The organism is Streptomyces rimosus subsp. rimosus, from assembly GCF_000720725.1.
Lineage (GTDB): Bacteria > Actinomycetota > Actinomycetes > Streptomycetales > Streptomycetaceae > Streptomyces > Streptomyces rimosus_A.
Window position 1 is genome coordinate 22960 of the sequence record NZ_JOCQ01000029.1, and the last position, 20968, is coordinate 43927.

General features: G+C 72.3%; 19 protein-coding genes and 2 pseudogenes. 12 read left to right on the top strand and 9 right to left on the bottom strand.

The annotated features are described in order from the left end of the window. Positions 1–61: 61 nt before the first annotated feature. On the top strand, positions 62–694 hold the full coding sequence (locus tag IH45_RS0117000) for a TetR/AcrR family transcriptional regulator (RefSeq protein ID WP_050514918.1): 633 nt from the start codon (positions 62–64) through the stop codon (positions 692–694). Between the two features lie 52 nt (positions 695–746). On the opposite strand, the gene IH45_RS0117005 is transcribed toward IH45_RS0117000, so the two are convergent. The 3 genes from IH45_RS0117005 to IH45_RS0117015 form a co-directional block, all read right to left on the bottom strand. After that, on the bottom strand, positions 747–1220 hold the full coding sequence (locus IH45_RS0117005) for a MerR family transcriptional regulator (protein WP_030668242.1): 474 nt from the start codon (positions 1218–1220) through the stop codon (positions 747–749). 149 nt (positions 1221–1369) lie between these two features. Then, entirely contained in the window at positions 1370–2395 is a 1026-nt protein-coding gene (locus tag IH45_RS0117010) for an MDR family NADP-dependent oxidoreductase (RefSeq protein WP_030668246.1), read from the bottom strand. 136 nt (positions 2396–2531) lie between these two features. Then, complete coding sequence (locus tag IH45_RS0117015; RefSeq protein ID WP_030668248.1) at positions 2532–4568, bottom strand: thioredoxin domain-containing protein; 2037 nt, start codon at positions 4566–4568, stop codon at positions 2532–2534. Positions 4569–4750: 182 nt separating this feature from the next. Here IH45_RS0117015 and IH45_RS0117020 point away from each other — a divergent pair, with 182 nt between their 5' ends. The 3 genes and pseudogenes from IH45_RS0117020 to IH45_RS0117025 all read left to right on the top strand — a co-directional run bounded on the left by IH45_RS0117020 (position 4751) and on the right by IH45_RS0117025 (position 9186). Next, entirely contained in the window at positions 4751–5317 is a 567-nt protein-coding gene (locus IH45_RS0117020; RefSeq protein ID WP_030668250.1) for a Uma2 family endonuclease, read from the top strand. A gap of 163 nt (positions 5318–5480) precedes the next feature. Beyond that, a pseudogene (locus IH45_RS1000000151035) lies at positions 5481–5609 on the top strand (DNA-binding protein); the annotation flags it as partial. 292 nt (positions 5610–5901) lie between these two features. Next, on the top strand, positions 5902–9186 hold the full coding sequence (locus IH45_RS0117025; protein WP_030668252.1) for a tetratricopeptide repeat protein: 3285 nt from the start codon (positions 5902–5904) through the stop codon (positions 9184–9186). A 108-nt stretch (positions 9187–9294) separates the two neighbouring features. Here IH45_RS0117025 and IH45_RS0117030 read toward each other — a convergent pair whose 3' ends face one another. Further along, positions 9295–9567 carry an RAMP4 family protein gene (locus IH45_RS0117030; protein WP_032917629.1) on the bottom strand — a complete coding sequence of 91 codons (273 nt, stop codon included), beginning with the start codon at positions 9565–9567 and terminating at the stop codon, positions 9295–9297. 4 nt (positions 9568–9571) lie between these two features. Further along, positions 9572–10444 carry a mycothiol conjugate amidase Mca gene (gene mca / locus IH45_RS0117035; protein ID WP_030668256.1) on the bottom strand — a complete coding sequence of 291 codons (873 nt, stop codon included), beginning with the start codon at positions 10442–10444 and terminating at the stop codon, positions 9572–9574. A gap of 94 nt (positions 10445–10538) precedes the next feature. Here mca and IH45_RS0117040 point away from each other — a divergent pair, with 94 nt between their 5' ends. Beyond that, positions 10539–10949 (top strand): DUF4307 domain-containing protein, encoded by a 411-nt coding sequence (locus tag IH45_RS0117040; RefSeq protein ID WP_030668258.1) that lies wholly within the window; start codon positions 10539–10541, stop codon positions 10947–10949. A 244-nt stretch (positions 10950–11193) separates the two neighbouring features. After that, on the top strand, positions 11194–11691 hold the full coding sequence (greA, locus tag IH45_RS0117045) for a transcription elongation factor GreA (protein WP_003981950.1): 498 nt from the start codon (positions 11194–11196) through the stop codon (positions 11689–11691). A gap of 147 nt (positions 11692–11838) precedes the next feature. Here the strand turns inward: greA and IH45_RS0117050 are convergent, their stop codons facing one another. The 3 genes from IH45_RS0117050 to ilvA form a co-directional block, all read right to left on the bottom strand. Next, entirely contained in the window at positions 11839–12690 is an 852-nt protein-coding gene (locus tag IH45_RS0117050; protein WP_107058658.1) for an ABC transporter permease, read from the bottom strand. A gap of 5 nt (positions 12691–12695) precedes the next feature. Continuing rightward, a complete protein-coding gene (locus tag IH45_RS0117055) occupies positions 12696–13757 on the bottom strand; it encodes a daunorubicin resistance protein DrrA family ABC transporter ATP-binding protein (RefSeq protein ID WP_030668263.1) in 1062 nt (353 codons plus the stop codon). A gap of 277 nt (positions 13758–14034) precedes the next feature. Next, positions 14035–15252, bottom strand: a complete 1218-nt coding sequence (gene ilvA, locus IH45_RS0117060; RefSeq protein ID WP_030668266.1) for a threonine ammonia-lyase — start codon at positions 15250–15252, stop codon at positions 14035–14037. A 345-nt stretch (positions 15253–15597) separates the two neighbouring features. Here ilvA and IH45_RS0117065 point away from each other — a divergent pair, with 345 nt between their 5' ends. From IH45_RS0117065 to IH45_RS0117075, 3 genes and pseudogenes are all read left to right on the top strand, one after another. Beyond that, positions 15598–16098 (top strand): MarR family winged helix-turn-helix transcriptional regulator, encoded by a 501-nt coding sequence (locus IH45_RS0117065; RefSeq protein WP_030668269.1) that lies wholly within the window; start codon positions 15598–15600, stop codon positions 16096–16098. A 126-nt stretch (positions 16099–16224) separates the two neighbouring features. Then, positions 16225–16722, top strand: a pseudogene (locus tag IH45_RS01000000143715) (sigma factor-like helix-turn-helix DNA-binding protein); the annotation flags it as partial. A 137-nt stretch (positions 16723–16859) separates the two neighbouring features. Beyond that, positions 16860–17111 (top strand): hypothetical protein, encoded by a 252-nt coding sequence (locus IH45_RS0117075; RefSeq protein WP_030668275.1) that lies wholly within the window; start codon positions 16860–16862, stop codon positions 17109–17111. A 23-nt stretch (positions 17112–17134) separates the two neighbouring features. On the opposite strand, the gene IH45_RS0117080 is transcribed toward IH45_RS0117075, so the two are convergent. Next, entirely contained in the window at positions 17135–18295 is a 1161-nt protein-coding gene (locus IH45_RS0117080; protein WP_030668277.1) for a cystathionine gamma-synthase, read from the bottom strand. A gap of 155 nt (positions 18296–18450) precedes the next feature. On the opposite strand from IH45_RS0117080, the gene IH45_RS0117085 reads away from it, so the two are divergent. The 3 genes from IH45_RS0117085 (at position 18451) to IH45_RS0117095 (ending at position 20910) form a co-directional block, all read left to right on the top strand. Next, positions 18451–19557 (top strand): membrane protein, encoded by a 1107-nt coding sequence (locus IH45_RS0117085; RefSeq protein ID WP_030668280.1) that lies wholly within the window; start codon positions 18451–18453, stop codon positions 19555–19557. Positions 19558–19673: 116 nt separating this feature from the next. Continuing rightward, positions 19674–20342: a peptide-methionine (S)-S-oxide reductase MsrA gene (gene msrA / locus IH45_RS0117090; protein WP_030668283.1), complete on the top strand. Its 669-nt coding sequence runs from the start codon at positions 19674–19676 to the stop codon at positions 20340–20342. 151 nt (positions 20343–20493) lie between these two features. Next, a complete protein-coding gene (locus IH45_RS0117095; protein WP_030668286.1) occupies positions 20494–20910 on the top strand; it encodes a hypothetical protein in 417 nt (138 codons plus the stop codon). Positions 20911–20968 lie beyond the last annotated feature (58 nt).

A 20968-nucleotide genomic window follows, 5' to 3' on the forward strand; every position in this document is an offset into this window, starting at 1 on the left:
GCCAGGGCACTCGTACCGCCCGTTCCGCGTCCGTGGCCCCCGCTCCGGACGATGCCCGACAATGACCTTCATGGCCTCTGCACAGAAATCCGCCGCGCAGCCCGCCGCACCCAAGGTCGGGCTGCGCGAGCGGAAGAAGATCCAGACCCGGCAGGCGATCCGCCGGGCCGCCTACCGGCTCTTCGAGGAGCAGGGGTACGACGCGACCCCCGTCGACCGGATCGCCGAGGCCGCCGACGTCTCCCCCAGCACGGTCTTCCGCTACTTCCCCACCAAGGAAGACATCGTGCTCACCGACGAGTACGACCCGCTCCTGGAGGCCGGGCTGCGGGCCCGGCCGGCCGACGAGCCGATGGTCGAATCGCTGCGGCACGTCTTCATCGGGTCGCTGCACCGTTTCGCCGCCGAAGAGCGCACCGAAATGGTGCAGCGCATCCGCCTCGTCCGGGAGGTACCGGCGATCCGCGGCCGGCTGGCGGAGAACACCGCGCGGGACACCGGGATGATCAGCGCCGTACTGGCGGAACGGTCCGGTCGGCCCGCCGACGACCTGGAGATCCGGGTGATCGCGGCGGCCGTCCTGGCCGCCCTCCAGGAAGCGCTGATGCGCTGGGTCGCGGACGGGCAGCGGGATGACCTCGAAGAGCTGATCGGCCGGACGATGGACGTGCTGGCGCGGGGGTTGCGGCTTTAGCGGATTCAAAGGGCCGGAACGGCCAGCCCCAACCTTTCCGGGAGTCCCCTCGTCACTCCCTCAAAGCCCTGGCATACGGCGCCACCCGCCCCGGCACCCTGGCCGCCGGTTCCCCGAGCTGCCGGGCCAGCCGCCCGCGCAGCCGTGTCAGCCGTTCTATCCGGGCGTCCAGGTCGGCCAGCCGGCGGCGGGCCACCGCCTCCGCCACCCGGCAGTCGTCCCGTCCGGGACCGTCCGTGGGGGCGTCGTCCCCCGCGCCGTCGCGGGCGCCGTTCCCCGGGGCGAACAGGGCGGAGACGCCGCCCGGCGGCAGCGAGTCGAGGAGCGGCGCGAACGACCGGATGTCGCCCACCGTCAGCCCCGCGTCGAGCAGTTCGCGCACCGTACGCAGGCGGTGTACGTCCTCCGGCGCGTACACCCGGTGACCGGACGGCGTGCGCCGGGCGGTCACCAGCCCCTGCTCCTCGTAGTAGCGCAGTGCCCTGGCCGTCATGCCCGCGGCGGCCGCGGCGTCCCCGATGCGCATCCGGTCCTCCCCCGACGGGGCCCGGTCGGTGGCGCCCCGTTGCGTACGTCGGCTCACTGAGACCGTACGTCGTCGACCGGGGGCGCGAGCGACGGGCCCGCGCCGCGGAGGGGCCGCGTCACAGCCCCACGCGTACGCGGGGGACCCGCTCACAGCTCCACGAGCACGGCTCCCATGTGCCGGCCCTCGATCAGCTCCATGAGGGCGCGCGGGGCCTCCTCGATGCCGTGCAGCCGGGCGTGCGGGAAGGTGAGCGTGCCGTCCCGCAGCCCGCGCCCGAAGTACTCGTTCCACTCGGGGATCAGGCCGAGGTGGTCGTAGAGCGCGACGCCCCGCAGGGTGACGCTGCGGGAGAGCAGCGACAGGGTGTCGATCTCGGTGGTGTGCGCTGCGGAATCGGAGAGCTGGGCGGACAGCGCGCCGACGAGCGCGATCCGGGCGCCGCGGTTGGCGAGCGCGATGGAGGCCTGCAACTGCTCGCCGCCGACGTTGTCGAAGACCGCGTCCACGCCATCGGGGGCCGCCGCGCGCAGCTGCTCCTCGATGGGGCCCGCACCGCGGATCACCACCGCGTCGTAGCCCAGCTCCTTGACCAGGATGTCGGCCTTGCGCTGCGATCCCGTACTGCCGATGACCCGTGCGGCACCCTGCAGACGGGCGATCTGGCCGGCCAGCGACCCCACGCCGCCGGCCGCGCCGGTCACGAACACCGTGTCACCGGCGCGCACCTCGGCACCTCGTACGACGCCCATGTAGGCGGTGGGGCCCTGGGAGAGGTACGCGGCCGGGTCGGGCAGCAGGTCACGGTCCCGGCGCTGTACGGCAGCCGCGTCCACGAGGGCGTACTCCCGCCAGCCGGAGTGGTGTTCCACCAGGTCACCGGGGGCGAAGTCGGTGCCGGGGGCCTCCACCACCTCGCCGATGGCCGAGCCGTGCAGCGGTTCGCCGACCACGAAGGACGGCATCGGGACGGCGGTGACCTCGTCCATCAGCGTCCGCATCACGGCGGCGACGGCCATCGTCGTGTTGCGCACGAGCACCTGCCCCGGGCCCGGCCGGGGCACCGGCACCTCGGCCACCTCGAAGAGGTCGTCGGTGATCGGCCCCTGCGGGCGGGCGGCCAGGCGGACTTCGCGGTGGGTGGCGGGCAGGCCGCCCTCGGTACGGTTCATCATGCCGTCACGCTAGAACTTGACGCCCGCGTGAAGTACAAGTCGGCTTCCGGGCCTAGGACTTTGGACGGAGGGGCGCACCCCCCGTACGGAGCCGCGGAGGTTCAGGCGGCTTCCGTGTCCTGAGCCACCCGGCCCCTCACCCCCGCAGCTTCTCCCCCAGCTCCTCCGGGTCCGTCGTCGGGCGCTCGCACGTGAAGTGGCGGCAGACGTACGCGGCGGGCCGGCCGTCGACCAGCGGGCGGTCCTTCAGCAGCGGCACCTCGTCCGAACCGGGCGCCCCGAGGGCGACCACCGCTCCGGGAGCGGTGCCCAGGAGGGCGGCACGGTGCAGCGCCCGGGTGGCCGGGTCGCCGTCCGGGCCGACGACCGCGATCTCGCGCGGCCCGTCCAGCGCGGCTTCGGCTGCGGCCAGCCCCCACCCGATGAAGCGCGGCGCCCGGCCGCCCAGCGCCTTGACGACGCCCAGGGCGCGCTCGGCGGCGTCCCGGTGCGGGCCGCTGCCGGTCAGGGCCGCGTACGACAGGAGCGCGCCGGCGGCCGCGGTCCAGCCGGACGGCGTGGCGTTGTCGGTCGGGTCCTGAGGGCGGCGGATCAGCTGCTCGGCGTCGTCCGCGGTGTCGTACAGCGTGCCGTCCTCGGCGGCGAAGTGGACGAGCACCGTATCCAGGAAGAGGCCCGCGAACTCCACCCAGACGCCCTCCCCGGTGACCGAGGCGAGCGCGAGGAAGCCCTCGGCGACGTCCGCGTAGTCCTCCAGGACGCCGGTGTTGGCGCCGGGCTCACCGTCGCGCGAGGTGCGGTGCAGCCGCGCCTGCCAGTCCATGTGGACGCGGACGAGCAGGTCGGCGGCGTCCGTGGCGGCCTGGACCAGGTCCGGGCGGTCGAAGTAGGTGCCGGTCTCGGCGAGGGCGGCGATGGCCAGGCCGTTCCAGGCGGCGACGACCTTGTCGTCCCGGCCGGGGCGCGGCCGGGCGTCGCGGGCCGCGCGCAGCCTCTCCCTGATGCTCACGATCCGCTCAGCGTCCACCAGGTCGTCGGTGTCCGGGAGTTGGAGGACGGAAGCGCCCTCCTCGAAGGTGCCCTCCTCCGTCACGCCGAAGTAGTGCGCGGCGATGGCCGCGTCCTTCTCCCCCAGGACGTCGCGCAGTTGGCCGGGCGTCCATACGTAGTACGCGCCCTCGACGTGCTTGCCACTGCCGTCGTCGGAGTCCGCGTCCAGGGCGGAGGCGAAGCCGCCTTCCTCCGTGCGGAGTTCACGCACCATGAAGTCGGCGGTCTCGACGGCGACGCGCCGGGCCAGGTCCGATCCGGTGACGCGCCACAGGTGCGCGTACGTACGGCACAGCAGCGCGTTGTCGTAGAGCATCTTCTCGAAGTGCGGCACCGTCCAGGTCGCGTCCACCGCGTACCGCGCGAAACCGCCGCCGAGCTGGTCGTAGATGCCGCCCCGGGCCATCGCCTCGGCGGTCGCCTGCACCATCTGGAGGGCCGCCTCGGATTCCGTACGCGCGTGGTGGCGCAGCAGGAACTCCAGGGCCATGGACGGCGGGAACTTGGGCGCGCCGCCGAAGCCGCCGTGCACGGCGTCGAAGTCCCTGGTCAGGGCCAGCAGCGCGGCGGCCAGGTCCTCCGGCCCGGGCGGCACCTGACCGCCCTTGGCCAACGTTTCCGAGACCGACCGCGCCGCCAGATCGGCGACGATCCGCCCGGCCACCTCGCCGACCTCGTCCCGGCGGTCCGCCCAGGCGCCGCGCACACCCTGGAGGATCTGCGGGAAGGACGGCATGCCGTGGCGCGGGGCGGGCGGGAAGTACGTACCGAAGTAGAACGGCTCGGCGTCGGGCGTCAGAAAGACCGTCATCGGCCACCCGCCCTGCCCGGTGGCGGCCTGCACCGCCTCCATGTACACGGCGTCCACGTCGGGCCGCTCCTCGCGGTCTACCTTCACGGCCACGAAGTGCTCGTTGATCACCGCGGCGACGGCCTCGTCCTCGAAACTTTCGTGGGCCATGACGTGACACCAGTGGCACGCCGCGTAACCGACCGACAGCAGCACAGGCACATCGCGTCGCTTCGCTTCCTCGAAAGCCTCCGGTCCCCAAGGCCACCAGTCGACCGGATTGTCAGCGTGCTGAAGCAGATATGGCGAGGTCACACCAGCTAGCCGGTTCATGCGATCCAGCCTCTCACAGCGCCCATCCCCCGCCATGGAGACCGCACGGACTCCGTCCCGCTCGCCGAACGGCGCCGAAGCGGAGATCGCTCCTTCGCCGAGGCAGGCGTCTCGGAACCGCAGGACAGTAGGCTGAGCCCAGCAAGGCTGGAATTGTGGAAGCTCCTCAAAGGAGGCACACCATGACCGCCGAGATGGTGGCGCCCGCGTGGATGCACACCCAGGTCAGCGCGGAGCAGTACGACTCCTGGTCTGAGGAGCAGTGCGCCGGCATCGAGATCGTGGACGGGATGGTCGTCGTGAGCCCGAGCGCCTCCAAGCGGCACAACCGGCTGGCCCGGCTCCTGGCCAACGCCCTGGACGCCGCCGCGGGCCCGGACTGGAACGCCGACACGGACTTCGACGTCCGACTACAGGACGTCCCGCTCACCAACCGCCGTCCGGACGTCGTCGTCTACCGGGCGGAGACCATCGACCTCACCCCCACCCGCCCCGAGCACATCCTCCTCGTCGCCGAGATCGTCTCGCCCGGCTCGGAGACCACCGACCGGATCGTGAAGGCGGACCAGTACGCCAAGGCCGGCATCCCCTTCTACTGGCGCGTCGAACAGGCCGCCACCGGCGTCCCGATCGTCTACACCTACGTTCTCGATCCCGCCACCAGGGCCTACCGGGACGGCGAGATGTTCACGGGCGCCGTCAAGGCTGCCGCGCCCTTTTCCGTCATCGTGGACTTGGGAGCCGTCTGACGGCCGGCCTCTGCGCGGCGACCTCGTTCGCATGGGACGGTCTCGCCGAAATCGTCGCCTCCCACGAGGCCGAGCACGGCGCGCTCACCGAGCAGGAGATCGAGGCGGCACACCAGGAACTGTTCGGCGGCGAGGGTGCGCAGGCCACGGATCACGGTGGCGCGTGAGGCAGCTGACCGTCCGCACCGAAGCCTCGCGCCGGGCCGGTGTCCCGGTGCTGGTGTCAGCGCTGACCTTGGTCGAAGCGGCCCGCGGGAAGACGGATCTCGCGCGCCTGAAACGGGTCCTCTCCGGCCCACCCCCGTCCGCTTCTCCGGCCCACCCCTGTCCGCCATGCCGCGGCCGAATCGGGGAAGCCTCCCCAACCGGGCCTCCCCCGCCCCATGGATACCCACCCCACCCACCGGGGAGTTATCCACAGGGCTGCCGAATCGGGCGGGGAAGCGGAAGACTGGGGGTGCGGAGCCGATCGGCGGGGGCCGGGGCGGGGGGGCTGCCACGGTTGTCGGGGTGGGCCGGGAGGCCGGGGGTTGCGGAAGGACCGGAATCCGCCGGGACGCTGGGAACTGCAGGAGGGGGAAGGCATGCCGGGCTCACTGGCCGTGCTGCGTGACAGCCACCGGGCGGAGGCGCAAGGGCTGCTGGCGCGGGCCGTCGAGGAAGAGGTCCGCCGCTCGGGCGGGACGCTGGACCGGGGCGTCCTGCTGTCCCGGGCGAACGCGGCGCTGGACGAGCTGGCCGGCAAGGCGGCCGAGGAGTACGGCGCGTACGTCCACGCGCTGGACGAGTCGGCGGCCGGGCAGCGGCCGCTCTCCGAGCGGCTGTCGCGCAAGGAGCTGGCGACGCCCGTGGTGGCCACCCTGGTCGCGGCGGTCGCCGCGTTCGGCACGGATCTGGCGTACGGCACGGGCACCGGGCCGGCCCTCGGCGTCGGTGTCGCGGCGGTGGCCGCGGGTGCCGCGGCGACGGTCGTGAAACTGACGGCGGGGCACTGGCCCGCCGCGCACCGCCAGGCTGGCATGCGCGGGCAGCCGGGCGGCCCCGAGCAGCTGCGGCTGCAGTGGCTGACGGCCCTGGAGGTACGCGGCATCCGGCCGTTCCTGGACCAGCAGCGGATGCTGACGGCGGCGACGCGCGGCAGCTCCTCCGGCACGGCTGCCACCCCGCGGCCGTCCCGGGTGCCGCAGCTGCGCGGCGCCGACCGCAGCGCGGCGGCCCGCCAGCGGTCCGTGCTGGAGCAGTCCTTCGCCCACCTGCCGCGGCCGACGGAGCCGTTCGCGGGACGGCAGGCGCATCTGCGGCAGATCGCGCAGTGGGTGCAGGCGGCCCGCGCGAGCACGGACACCCGGCCCACGGTCGTGGTGCTGCACGGCGAACCGGGCTCGGGGCGTTCGGCGCTCGCGGTGCGGGCCGCGCACCAGCTGCGGGACCAGTTCCGCGGCGCGTGCGTGGTGGACCTGCGGGGCGACACGCCGGGCGAGACGCCGCTGCCGACACGGGACGCCCTGCTGCACCTGCTCAACCGGCTGGGCGCGCCGCGCGAGCAGCTGCTGTTCCGCGAGCGGCCCTCCCAGGAGCAGCACGTCAAACGCCTCACGGAGCTGTACCACAAGCACCTGACGGGCCTGCCCGTGACGGTCCTCCTGGAGGACGCCTCGGACCCGGAGCAGGTGCGCCTCCTGGTGCCGGACCGCTCCGACAGCCTGGTGCTGGTGACCACCCGGGAGCCGATGCGGCTGCCCGGCGATCTCCAGGCGTGGGTGCACCAGCTGCCGGTGGGCGCGCTGGACTCGGTGGGCACCGAGGAGCTGCTGCGGGCCGCGGCCGACGAGTCCGAGGGCGAGACCGGTCCGTACGACCACCAGTCCGTCGAGCGGATCGCGCAGCTGTGCGCCGGGCTGCCGCTGGCGCTGCGGGCGGCCGGTTCGTCGCTGGGCCCGCGGTCGCCCGCGACGCTGGCCGCGGCCCTGGAGGAGAGCGCCGCGCGCTCGGCCGCCGGGGACCGGACGGCCCCCGTCGAGGCGGCCCTGTGGCTGCGTTACGCGGACCAGTCGGAGACGGCCCGCCGCCTGCTGCGCCGGCTCGCGCTGGTGGGGCGGGCCAGCCTGGGGGCGGCTGCCGCGGCGGCGCTGCTGGGCGTGACCGAGGAGGAAGCCGAGCGGCAGCTCGCCGACCTGGCCGCCGCGGGGCTGATCGAACACGTACGCAGCGACCGCTACCGCCTGCACGCCCTCGTGCACCACTTCGCGCACGCCCGCCTCGTCGAAGAGGAGGACCCGGCCGAGCGCGGCACCGCCCAGGAGCGGCTGATCCGCAGCTACGCGGAGCTCGCCGACTCGGTGATCCGCCTGGTCGACGGCCGTACGTCCACCCGCGCCGACCGCTTCGGCTCGCACGGCTTCACCTCGCTGGACGCGGCCCTCCAGTGGCTGGACGACGAGACCAGCTTCATCACGGCCGCGCTGCGCCACGCCGACCAGGACGTGGACCAGGCGACCGTCTCCCACCTGCTGGGCGCACTGGCCGACTACTGCCTGCTGCGCGGCGATCTCTACCGTCTCGGTGAGCTGAGCGAGCTGACCAAGGCCGCCGACCAGGGCCTGCTCGTCCGGTCCGTGCAGTGGCGCACCGGCGTCGCGGCCCGCCAGCTCGGCGAGCTGGACAAGGCCCGTACGACCCTGACCTCGGTGGTCGACCTGTATTTCGAGGCGCAGCACCCGGTCGGCGCCGCGCGTGCCCTGCGTGACCTGGGCATCACGCTCCAGCAGCAGGGCAATCTGACGGAGGCCGCGGCCAAGCTGCGCGAGGCCCTGGAGATGCAGTCCGGCGAGGACATGCGCGGCGACCGGGCGTGGACGCTGCACGCGCTCGCGGCGGTCGAGCGCGACCGCGCGCAGGTGGCGGAGGCGCTGGCGCTGCTGCGCGAGTCCCTGGAGCTGCACCGGGTGAGCGAGAGCCTGCACGGCCAGGCGTGGGCGCACTTCCAGCTCGGCCAGGTGTATCTGCGCATGGGCGAGGTCCCGCAGGCGGAGCGCGAGTTCCACGCGGCTCTGGACCTGTACGGCCGTACGCACGACGACCGCGGCGAGGCGTGGGCGATGACCCAGCTGGCGCGGGCCCGCCTGGTGGACGGCGACCCGGACCCGGCGGTGGACCAGCTGCGCCAGGCCCTGCCCCTGCACCGCCGGTACGAAGACGCCCGCGGCGAGGCCTGGACGCTGTACTACCTCGGCCAGTCGCTGGAGGAACAGGGCGACCTGGACGCGGCGCTGCGGCACCTGGAGCGGTCGCGGACGATGTTCAGCCGGATGCAGGACGGCTACGGCCTGGCCTGCGCCCGGCACCACTCCGGGCGGGTCACCAGGGACCTGCGGGCCGCGCAGACCGGCTCGCTGCGCAACAGCGGCTTCGCCCGGCAGCTGTTGCAGGACGCCCGCAAGGATTTCCAGCGGATCGCCGTACCGCACGGTGAAGCCTGGTCCTGCCTGGAGCTGGTGATCATCGACGCGGGCAACGGCCGCCCGGCGCAGGCGCTGGAACTGGCCGACGAGGCGGCGCGCACCTTCGCCGGCTACGGCGACCGGCGCGGCGAGGACTGGGCCCGCTTCCTGCGCTGCACGCTGCTGCCGTTCGCCTCGCCGGGCGGCTCGGTGGTCGGCACGGCCGTGGCACAGGAGGAGCTGGCCCAGCTCGTACAGGACCGGCACCCGACCCGCGACTCGAAGCTGGAGGACTGCGCGGAGACCTTCGCGCTGCTGCTGGACCGCGGCGTGCAGCCGGAAACGGGGTGGGAGGCATGGCGGCTCGGCATGGTTCCGAACCGCCACGCGCGCGAGGTCATGGGCGTGTCCATACCCCCCGCGCAGTGAGCACCTCCGTCCGGGCCCCGGCCGGGAAGCCGGGGTGCGGACGCAGGCTGTGACGCCGGACGGGCCGGTGGGGCACCGCCCACCCCGTCCGGCGCCCGAGGGCGCCGCTCAGCCGGTCTTCGGCTGCGCCTTGCCCGAGGTCCGCTTGGCGGAGCCCTTCGCCGCCTCCGCACCGCCGGAGGCGGCGGGCGCCTCCGGGGTCTCCTCGAAGTCGACCTTCTTCATCTGCTTGTTCATGGACTTCATCAGCAGCCAGACGGCGCCGCCGATGACCGCGAACACGATGAAGCCGAGGACGCCCGGGGTCACCTTGTCCTTGTCGAAGCTGTCGGCAAGGGTGACGAAGTGCGTCACGGCGAGGGTGCTAGTCGCGCTCATCATGGAGTCAATTGTTGCGGATGCCCGCGAAGAGGTCGTCCTCGGGGAGGGACGTGTCCACCAAAGACTTGGCGAGCTCGTACTCCTCCGTCGGCCAGACCTCCCGCTGGATGTCCATCGGCACCCGGAACCAGCCGCCGTCCGGGTCGATCTGCGTCGCGTGCGCGATCAGCGCCTTGTCGCGGATCTCGAAGAAGTCGGCGCAGGGCACGTACGTGGTCAGCGTGCGCTCCCGGCGCTCGAACTCCTTCCAGCGCTCCAGCCACTCCCCGTACGGCGACTCCAGCCCGCGCTCCAGCAGCGCCTCGTGCAGCGCGACGGTGCGCGGCCGGTTGAAGCCCTGGTTGTAGTAGAGCTTCTGCGGCTGCCAGGGCTCGCCCGCGTCCGGGTACCTCTCCGGGTCGCCGGCCGCCTCGAACGCCACCATCGAAATCTTGTGGGTCATGATGTGGTCGGGGTGCGGGTAGCCGCCGTTCTCGTCGTAGGTCGTGATGACCTGCGGCTTGAACTCGCGGATCAGCTTCACCAGCGGCTCGGCCGCCGCCTCCACGTCCTGGAGGGCGAAGCAGCCGTCGGGCAGCGGCGGCAGCGGGTCGCCCTCGGGCAGCCCGGAGTCGACGAATCCCAGCCACTCCTGCTTGACGCCCAGGATCTCCCGGGCCTCGTCCATCTCCTTCTTCCGCACCTCGTGGATGTGCTCCTCGATGTACGGGTCACCCTGGAGCTTCGGGTTGAGGATGGAGCCGCGCTCCCCGCCCGTGCAGGTGACGACCAGCACGTCCACCCCCTCGGACACGTACTTGGCCATGGTGGCCGCGCCCTTGCTCGACTCGTCGTCGGGGTGGGCGTGCACTGCCATCAGTCGCAGCTGCTCAGTCAAGACTCGATCCTCAGTGAAAGGCCGGAGTAGATGTTTCCTATAGTGACCGAAGCACGGGGCGATTAATTCCGGAGTCCCCGGCAGGAGGTCGATCATGACTGCGGCGCGCGCAGGGCTGCCCGACGGGCGTTACGGCCGCTCCGCCGACCAGCGTGCGGACCGCAAGCTGAAGATCGTCGGCGCCGTGCTGGGCGTGGCACTGCTCGGTGTGGTCGGCTGGTCCGGCTTCTCCTACATCACCGGGCAGGACCTCAGCGGCCGGGTGATCACCTGGGACCGGGTGTCGGACCACGCGGTCAAGGTGCACCTGGAAGTCGTCAAGGGCAAGGACGACACCGGTGTGTGCACGCTGCGCTCGCAGTCCGACAGCGGCGCCGAGGTGGGGCGCAAGGACGTCACCGTGGACGCGCCGAAGGAGCAGGTGGACGTGGAGGTCACGATCCGTACGACGGCGCGGGCGACCAACGCCGTACTGGTCGGCTGCACGTCCGGGGACCGCGGCTGACCGCCGCCTGCCGCCCCGCGGCCGCTCCGGCGGACCGCCCCCGCGCACACCGTCCGGTGTGTCGCCCGGCCCGTCCCGCGCCGGCGCGCTGACCGGCCACGATCCGGGCCGATCCGGTTCTCGGCAAAATATCTCTTCCCCGTTTTGTGCCGGAATTGTTAGGCTCGTGGTTTCGCCCACCCGTGGAGGCGCAGCCTTCCTGGTAGGGCGTTTGATTTATCCCCAGCACCGACGAGGAGCACCTGTGACCCAGACCAGCGACAACGTCACCTGGCTGACCCAGGAGGCGTATGACCAGCTCAAGGCCGAGCTGGAGTACCTGTCTGGTCCCGCACGCGCCGAGATCACCGAGAAGATCGCGGCGGCCCGCGAGGAAGGTGACCTGAAGGAGAACGCCGGGTACCACGCGGCCAAGGAGGAGCAGGGCAAGCAGGACCTTCGCATGCGCCAGCTCAAGCAGCTGCTGGAGACCGCGAAGGTCGGCGAGGCTCCCGCCGCCACGGGTGTCGTGGCCCCCGGCACGGTCGTCACCATCGCGTTCGACGGAGACCCGGACGACACGCTGACGTTCCTGCTGGCCTCGCGGGAGTACGCGAGCTCGGACATCGAGACCTACTCCCCGCAGTCCCCGCTGGGCAGCGGCGTGAACGGCAAGAAGGTCGGCGAGACCGCCGAGTACGAGCTCCCCAACGGCAAGAAGGCGTCGGTGAAGATCCTCGACGCCCAGCCGTACCAGGGCTGAGCGCCCCACGGCGCCCGCCCGCAGCAGACGACGGCCGGCCCGGAGCCCCAGCGGCTCCGGGCCGGCCGTGTGCGTACGGGGTGACGGCGACGGCGTACGGCGGTGACGCCCCGCCCAGGGCCCCCGCCCCGCCCGCAGGCCCGCGGCTCAGGCCGTGGCCGACCGGTACTTGCGCACCGCGAACGTACGGAAGGCCACGATGATCAGGACGGACCAGATCAGCGACGCCCACACCGGGTTCTGCATCGGCCAGGCGTCGGGGGCCTGGTAGTTCGGCGGCAGGTTGCCGAACAGCTCGCGGGCGGCCTGGACGGTGGCACTGAAGGGGTTCCACTCGGCGATGTGCCGCAGGAACGTCGGCATGTTGTCCGAGGGCACGAAGGCGTTCGAGATGAACGTCAGCGGGAAGAGCCAGATCAGCCCGCCGGAGGTGGCGGCTTCCGGGGTGCGTACGGACAGGCCGATGAGCGCGCCGATCCAGGAGAACGCGTACCCGAGCAGGAGCAGCAGCCCGAAGCCGGCCAGGACCTTGCCGAGGTTCTCGTGGGAGCGCCAGCCGACCAGGAAGGCGACGACCGCCAGGACGACCAGCGTCAGCGCGGTCTGCACCAGGTCGGCGAGCGTACGGCCGGTGAGGACGGCGCCGCGCGCCATGGGCAGCGAGCGGAACCGGTCGATCAGGCCCCGGTGCATGTCGTCGGCGATGCCGGCGCCCGCGCCCGCGGTGGCGAAGGTGACGGTCTGCGCGAAGATGCCGGCCATCAGGAACTCGCGGTAGGCCGCGGACGAGGTGCTGCCGCCGACGGTGATGGAACCGCCGAAGACGTAGCTGAACAGCACCACGAACATGATCGGCTGGATCAGCCCGAAGATCACCATCTCCGGTATGCGCAGCATGCGGATCAGATTCCGCTTGGCGACGGTCAGGGAGTCCCGTACGGACTGACTGACCGCGCCGCGCCGCTTGGGCACCCCGATGCGCGGGGCCGCTGGGGTCACGGTGGTCACTTGGCGCCCTCCTTGGTCTCGGGTGCCCGCTTCGGGGCGCGGCGTCCCGGGCGCGATGCCCGGCCGGGTCCGGCGTCGCCGTCCGCGCCGCCGCCGTCCTGGCCGCTGGATTCCGCGACTTCCGCGACGTGGCCGGTCAGCGAGATGAAGACGTCGTCCAGGGTCGGGCGGCGCAGCCCGATGTCGTCTATCTCCACGCCGCGCGCGTCCAGTTCGCGGATGACCTCGGCGAGCAGCTTGGCGCCGCCGGCCACCGGCACGGTGATCTTGCGGGTGTGCTGTTCGATCTTGCTCTCGCCCTTGCCGAAGCCGCGCAGCACCTCGTCGGCGGTGCCGATGTGCTCGGCGGCGTGCACCACGACCTCGACCCGCTCGCCGCCGGTACGCGCCTTGAGCTGGTCGGAGGTGCCGCGGGCGATGACCTTGCCGTGGTCGACCACGCAGATGTCGTGCGCGAGGTGGTCGGCCTCTTCCAGGTACTGGGTGGTGAGCAGCAACGTCGTGCCGCCGGCGACCAGTTCCTGGATGACCTCCCACAACTGCTGGCGGTTGCGCGGGTCCAGGCCCGTGGTGGGCTCGTCCATGAACATCACGGGCGGGCTGACGACCAGCGCGGCCGCCAGGTCGAGCCGGCGGCGCATGCCGCCGGAGTAGGTCTTGGCCGGCCGGTCACCGGCGTCGGCGAGGTGGAAACGCTCCAGCAGTTCGGTGGCCCGGGCCTTCGCGTCCCGTCCGCCCATCTGGTAGAGCCGGCCGACCATGGTCAGGTTCTCACGCCCCGTCAGGTACTCGTCCACGGCGGCGAACTGCCCGGACAGGCCGATGGACCGGCGCACTTCGTCGGGGTGCTTGAGGACGTCGATACCGGCGACGACCGCGGTGCCCCGGTCGGGCCGGAGCAGGGTGGTGAGGACGCGTACGGCGGTGGTCTTGCCCGCACCGTTCGGGCCGAGCAGTCCGAGGACGGTTCCTTCGGGGACGTCGAGGTCGACGCCGTCCAGAGCCCTCACCTTGCCGAAGGTCTTGACCAGACCCTCGGCGTAAATGGCGCCTGGCATGTGGGTACTCCCAAGGTATGGGTTAACTCCAGGAAGAATTTTACTTTTCGGACAACGCCTGCGCTATGGGCATATGCCCGGCGACGAGGCATGCGTCCAGCGCACGACGGCACGACCCCGTTGACCCGAACGATAGCGCACACGCGATACATCGCGATATACGTCAGAAGGCGTTTACGTACACGCGGCGCCCCGGCCCGCGCGGCACCCCGGCCCCATACTTCGGCCCCACATTCCGGCCCGACGGGCGGCAGAGCCGCCCGGCCGGCACAGGGCCTCAGCCCATGACGGTGTAACCCGCCTCCCGCAGGGCCGCGCCGACCTCGGTGCAGTGTTCCGGGCCCTTGGTCTCCAGGTGCAACTCCACCTCCGCTTCCGTGAGTCCGAGGCGCGGATCGGTCCGCACGTGGCTCACGTCCAGGACATTGGCGTCGACCTCCGACAGCACCGCCAGAAGCGTCGCCAGGGCGCCCGGCCGGTCCGTCAGCCGCAGGCGCAGGGACAGATAGCGTCCCGCGGCGGCCATGCCGTGCCGGAGGGTGCGCTGCATCAGCAGCGGATCAACGTTTCCCCCGGACAGCACCGCGACCACCGGTCCCTCGAAAGCGCCGGGACGCGACAGCAGCGCCGCCACGGGGCTCGCCCCCGCCGGCTCCACGACCAGCTTCGCGCGCTCCAGGCAGAGCAGCAGGGCGCTGGAGAGCTCGTCCTCGGTGACGGTACGGACCTCGTCCACGAGATCGCCAATGATTTTGAACGGCACGTCACCCGGCCGCCCCACCTTGATGCCGTCCGCCATCGTCGTCGGCGCCTCGATCGAGACCGGCCGCCCGGCCGCCAGCGAGGGCGGATAGGCCGCGGCGCCTTCCGCCTGCACCCCGATGATCTTCACGTCCGGCCGTACCGACTTCACCGCCAGTGCGACACCCGCCGCCAGCCCGCCACCGCCGATGCCCACGACGACCGTGCGCACCTCCGGGCACTGTTCGAGGATCTCCAGGCCGACCGTGCCCTGGCCCGCGATGATGTCCCGGTGGTCGAAGGGGTGGATGAAGACCGCGCCGGTCTTGCGCGCGTACTCCTGGGCGGCGGCCAGCGTCTCGTCCACGACATGGCCGTGCAGCCGTACCTCGGCACCGTACTCGCGGGTCGCGGCAACCTTCGGCAGCGGGGCGCCGACCGGCATGAACACCGTCGAGCGCACCCCCAGCAGGGAGGCCGCCAGCGCGACGCCCTGCGCGTGGTTGCCGGCGCTGGCGGCGACCACGCCGGCCGCCCGCTCCCGCGGCGACAGGCCCGCGATCCGCACGTACGCGCCACGTATTTTGAAGGAGCCGGTGCGCTGCAGGTTCTCGCACTTCAGATGCACCGGCGCCCCCACCAAAGCGGACAGGTGCCGGCTCCCCTCCAAGGCGGTGGACCGGGAGACGCCGGACAGGATCTTCTGCGCCTCCCGTACGTCCTCGACGGTGAGCGCGGCGGAGGCGGTGGACACCCCGCCCGCGTCCGGCCCCGAAACGGAGGCGGAACCGGAACCCGGCTCCGGCGTCCGGGCCGTACCGGACGCCGCCGCACCTGCCGGGCCTGATGCCGGCCCGGGTGTCGGACCGGCCGCAGAACCGGAAGCGGAATCCGAAGGGGAACCAGGGGCAGGAGTGGACTCGTGCGGCGTGTGATCGGCCATGGAGCCCAGTCTTACAGTTCGGCACGCGGCGGGTCCGTCCGGCCGCCGGTCCGGTGCCACTGGGGCACGTCTTTGGACAGCGCCGGTACGGGCCGCGTCCGGGCCGCGTACTCTGTCCCCCAATCCGTACGCATCCCATGAAGCGAGCTCCCGGCCATGCCCACCTCTTCGGACATGACGACCCACACCGACACCGCTCTTCTCGACGCGCTGCAACACCAAGTAGCCGTTTTCGCCCGCCGCGCCGAACAGAGCCGGCTCGGCGGCGTCGGCCAGGCGCGCAATTCCATGGACCGTGCCGCCTACCTGCTCCTCAACCGCCTGGACAAAGAGGGGCCGATGGGTGTCAAGGCGCTGGCCGCCGGCATGGGCATCGACTCCTCCACCGTCACCCGGCAGGTCGCCCCGCTGGTCGACTCCGGCCTGGTCAACCGCGCCTCGCACCCGGAGGACGGGCGCGCCGTCGTGCTCCAGCTCTCCGAGCGCGGCCAGTCCCGCCTGGAGGAGGTACGGGCCTCCCGCCGCGCCCTGATGGCGCTGGTCACGGAGGAGTGGACGGAGGAGGAACGCGACGCTTTCTGCGCCCTGCTGACGCGCTTCAACGCCTCGCTGTCCACGGTCACGGCGACGCTGCCGGCGGTGCCGTCGAATTCCTGAACGGGGGCGAGGGTGCGCCGGCACGGCGCGCTCCCCCCACCCGCTCCGCGGCGGAGCGCATCCTGGGGCCGCGGTTTTCCCCGGCCGCCTCTTGACCCGGTGCCGGGCCTGCCGTGCCATAGAGCTGTGCGAGAGCGGCGGGCAGCGCAGGAACGCCGTCGTGCCCGGGAGTTCGAGGCGTTCGTCGCGGGCGCGGCCGGGCGCCTGCTGCGCGCCGCCACGCTCCTGACCGCCGAGCCCGAAGGGCAGCCGGCGCCCGCCGCCGAGCGCTTGCTCACGCTGGCCCTGGCCCGTACGTACGCCGTCTGGGACCGGCTGCGCGGCGAGGACCCGTACGACCGCGCGCGCCAGGAGATGGCCGCCCACTTCGCGCACTCCGCCTGGCGGGCGCGCCTCCCCCGCCCCCTCCGGCCCGGGACGCCCCCGCCGCCCGGCGGCCTGCTGGAGCGGCTGTCCCCGCAGGAACGGCTGGTGCTCGTGCTGCGGCTCTACGAGGGCGTGGCCGAGGAGCAGACCGCGGCGCAGCTGGGGCTGCCCGCGGAGCGCGTCCATGCGCTGTGCCTGCGGGCCGTGGGGCATATGCGGAGCAAGCCGCCGCCTGGGGGTGCCGGGCCGCCCGTACCCGTCGGCGAGGCGGTACATCCCGCACGGAAGGTGCGGGACGTACCGGCCTCACCGCCGGACTCACCGTACGTACCGGAGTCATCGCCTCCAGCACCCCCAGCACCCCCAGCACCCCGGCACACGGAAACCGCGGCGCCATGAGCCTCCCCGACCGCAAGGAGGCCGAGGTGCGGCGGATGCTGGACGGGCCGCATCCGCCGGTCCCGCCCGACCTCGCACGGCGCGCGACCGCCGACGGCCGCCGGTTGCTGTCCCACCGGCGACTGGCCCGCCGCGCGCTGTGGCTGCTGACCCTGGCGGCGCTGGCCGTGCTGCTGATCTGGGCGGCGGTCGACCAGCCGTGGCTGCCGCCGCCGACGCACACCACCCCTCCGCTGGAAGGGTGGTGAGCCGGGCATTACGGCTATTACGGCTATCCCAGCGCCTGGGTGAGGTCCGCCACCAGGTCGTCGATCGACTCGATGCCGACCGAGAGGCGTACGAGGTCGTTCGGGACCTCCAGCAGCGAGCCCGCCGTCGAGGCGTGCGTCATCTTGCCCGGGTGCTCGATCAGCGACTCCACGCCGCCGAGCGACTCGCCGAGGGTGAACAGCCCGGCGCGGTTGCACACCTCCACCGCGGCCTGCTCACCGCCCGCGACACGGAAGGAGACCATGCCGCCGAAGGAACGCATCTGCTTGGCGGCGACCTCGTGGCCGGGGTGCGTCTCCAGGCCCGGGTAGTAGACCTGGGTCACCTTGTCGTGCGCGGCGAGCAGGTCGGCGATGCGGGCGGCGTTGGCGCTGTGCCGGTCCATCCGTACGGCCAGCGTCTTCAGGCCGCGCATCACCAGCCACGAGTCGAACGGCCCGGCGACCGCGCCCATCGCGTTCTGGTGGTAGGCCAGCTCGTCACCCAGCTCGGCATCGTTGACGACGAGCGCGCCGCCGACCACGTCCGAGTGGCCACCCATGTACTTGGTCGTGGAGTAGACCACCACGTCCGCGCCGAGGGCCAGCGGCTGCTGGAGGTAGGGGCTGGCGAAGGTGTTGTCCACGACCAGGCGCACCCCGGCGTCGCGCGCGACGGCCGCGAGGGCGGGGATGTCCGTGATGCCGAGGAGCGGGTTGCTGGGCGTCTCCACCCAGATCGCCTTCGTACGGGGGCGCAGGGCGTCCCGTACGGCCTGGGGGTCGGAGGTGTCGGCGACCGACCACTCCACACCCCACCGCTCGATGACCTTGGAGATCAGACGGAACGTGCCGCCGTACGCGTCATTGGGGATGAGCACATGGTCGCCGGGCACCAGGAGGGTGCGCAGCAGGGTGTCCTCGGCCGCCAGCCCGGAGGCGAAGGCCAGGCCGCGGCGGCCGCCGTCGAGGGCGGCGAGGTTCTCCTCCAGGGCGGTACGGGTCGGGTTGGCGCTGCGGCTGTACTCGTAGCCGCCGCGCAGCCCGCCCACGCCGTCCTGCTTGTAGGTGGACACCTGGTAGATGGGCGGTACCACCGCGCCGGTCGCCTCGTCGGGCTCCTGACCTGCGTGAATGGCAAGGGTCTCGAAATTCTGGGGGCGCTGCTCGCGCTGATCGCTCATGTCTGCCGAGGGTAGTCGTCCACACCCGCGAACTTTTCGGAACTTTCTGCTTCGCTGGATAGTGGATACATACAAGACACATCCCCGCCGATCCGCACCACGGCCGTACCACCGCCCGCACCTCCACCCCACGACCGGAATCCGAGACTGACCCCATGGACGCTCTGCTGGTTCTCTTCGCCGCTGCCGCTCTCGGCGGTCTCGTCCTGTTGCCGTGGCTGCGGCGCAGGCAGGCCGCGCAGCAGGCCGAGCAGGGCATGGCGGTGGCCGCCGACCCCATGGCGGGTTACGGCTTCGTACCGGCCCCGGAGCTGGACGTACGGCTGCCAGGACCCGACCCGGAGCTGGAGGAGGCCCTCGACGAGATCCGGCGGGCGCACGACTGGCGCCCGGCCGCGCAGCTGCTGAGCGCGACCGGAGAGGACTGGGAGCGGCGCTGGCAGCGCGTGCAGACGCTCGCCGGGGCCGCGGCGTTCGAGCTGGCGGAACGGCCGGGACAGGGCGGCATCTGGCTGCGTACGTGGCGCTCCGAGGCGCCCAAGGACCCGGGCGGCGCGCAGACGCACGCCCAGTTCCTGGTCATCCAGGCGCTGCGCGACCCCGGCTCGCAGGACTTCCGCATGATCCTGGAGGAGGCCCGTACGGTCTGCCACGAGGCGGCCCTGCTGGCCCCCGGCAGCCCCATTCCGTACATCACCGAGCTGGCCGTAGTCCGCGGCCTCGGCGAGCGCCGCGCCGACTACGACGCGCTGTGGTCGAAGGTCACCCAGCGCGCCCCGCACCACATGGGCGCCCACCTCGCCGCGCTGCCCTACTGGTCGCAGAAGTGGCACGGCTCCAAGGAGGAGGCCGCCGCCTTCACCGAGGCCGCCGCGGCGGCCGCCCCCGCCAAGAGCCTGCTCCCGGCCCTCCCGCTGTTCGCCGTCCACGACCACCTCCCTGAGGCCAACATGGTGCGCGGCCTGTTCCAGAGCGCGGTCGTGGAACGCGCGATAGAAGGCGCGCACTTCGCCCTGCGGGAGGCCCCGGCGGACCACCCCATGGCCCCGCACGTCCGGCACCTGCTCATCTGGTTCCTCGTCCACGCGGAGCGCTACGAGGAAGCGATGGAGCAGCTGAGCCTGGTGGACGGCCACGTCGGCGCGGTCCCGTGGTCGTACGGCCCCAGCCCCGCCGCCGAATACGCCGCATACCGGGCCCGGGCCGTGGCGGGGTGGGAGCAGGGCGGGGGGACATCGGCGGGCTTCCGGTCGCGGTCGTAGCAGGTGGGGCGCCGAACGCCCGCACCGGAATGCTCACGCGCCCGCCCGACGTTGAACCGGTCGGCCGCCCTACCCCCGTACGGTTTCCCCTCCTCCTGCCATTGGAGCCCGCCGCCATGCTCTTCAACCGCTTCAAGACCGCCCTCCCCTCCCCCGACGAGGCCCTGAAGGGCCGCCCCGAGCCCGCCTTCACCGTCCCCGACCGCCACACCGTCCTCGGCACCCCGCTGCTCGGCCCGTACCCCGAGCACCTGCGCGTCGCCGACTTCGGCCTGGGCTGCTTCTGGGGCGCCGAGCGCAAGTTCTGGCAGGCCGAGGGCGTCTGGACGACCCTGGCCGGCTACCAGGGCGGCCACACCCCGAACCCCACCTACGAAGAGGTGTGCAGCGGCTTCACCGGCCACACCGAAGCGGTCCGCGTCGTCTACGACCCCGCCAAGACCTCCTACGACGCCCTCCTGAAGCTCTTCTGGGAATCCCACGACCCCACCCAGGGCTTCCGCCAGGGCAACGACACCGGCACCCAGTACCGCTCCGCGATCTACACCCACTCCCCCGCCGACCAGCAGACGGCCGAGACCTCACGCGCGGCCTACCAGGCTGTCCTCCGCGCCTCGGGCTACGGCGACATCACCACGGAGATTCTTCCGGCCGCCCCGGACCGGCCCTTCTATGCGGCTGAGGACTACCACCAGCAGTACCTCGACAAGAATCCGGCAGGGTACTGCGGGATCGGGGGGACGGGGGTTTCGTGCCCGGTGGGGGTAGCGCCGGCCGGCGAATGACGGCCGGTCTGTGTACGGCAAACGCTGATGCCCGGTGCGACTGGCCGCACGAGGAACTCACGTCTCTCCACTGCCATGCGGCGAGTCTCACTTTTGGACGAGAAGCCTCTTGGCAGTGTGGCCGCGGCCCTGGAGCGCCACCATCTTGTCCATGGCATCTTCGGGGGCACGCGGCGGTCGGCTGGGCGGGTTGGGTCAATGGTGGGGCGTTCTGGCCGGTGGCTTGCTGATCGCGGCGTGGGTCGATTCCGCCGCCGGACCGGCCTTGGTGATCACCCTGTCCGCCGTCGTGCTCCTGTGGAGCTTCTTCCAGGCACCGGTGACGTGTGGCGCTCCCGTACGAGGGCGTGCGGACGGCTGCCGCAACAACGCATCAGGTCTGCTGCTCGGCTGCCACATCCGTCAACACCGCTGGCAGAAGCTGAAGATGCTGATCGTCCGCCGGCAGGTGCGCGCCTTCTGTGCCGGTCTGTTCTCGGACGGCAAGGCGACAGTCGTCACGCTGGCCGGTGTGGGGAGCTTCATTTCCGGGCTCGCAGCTCTCGTTCCCGGTGTCGTCGTTCATTGAGGCCCTCGGGCGGGGGCGTAAGCGGGTGCGGGGCCCCCGTAAGTGACTTGTGGGAGTT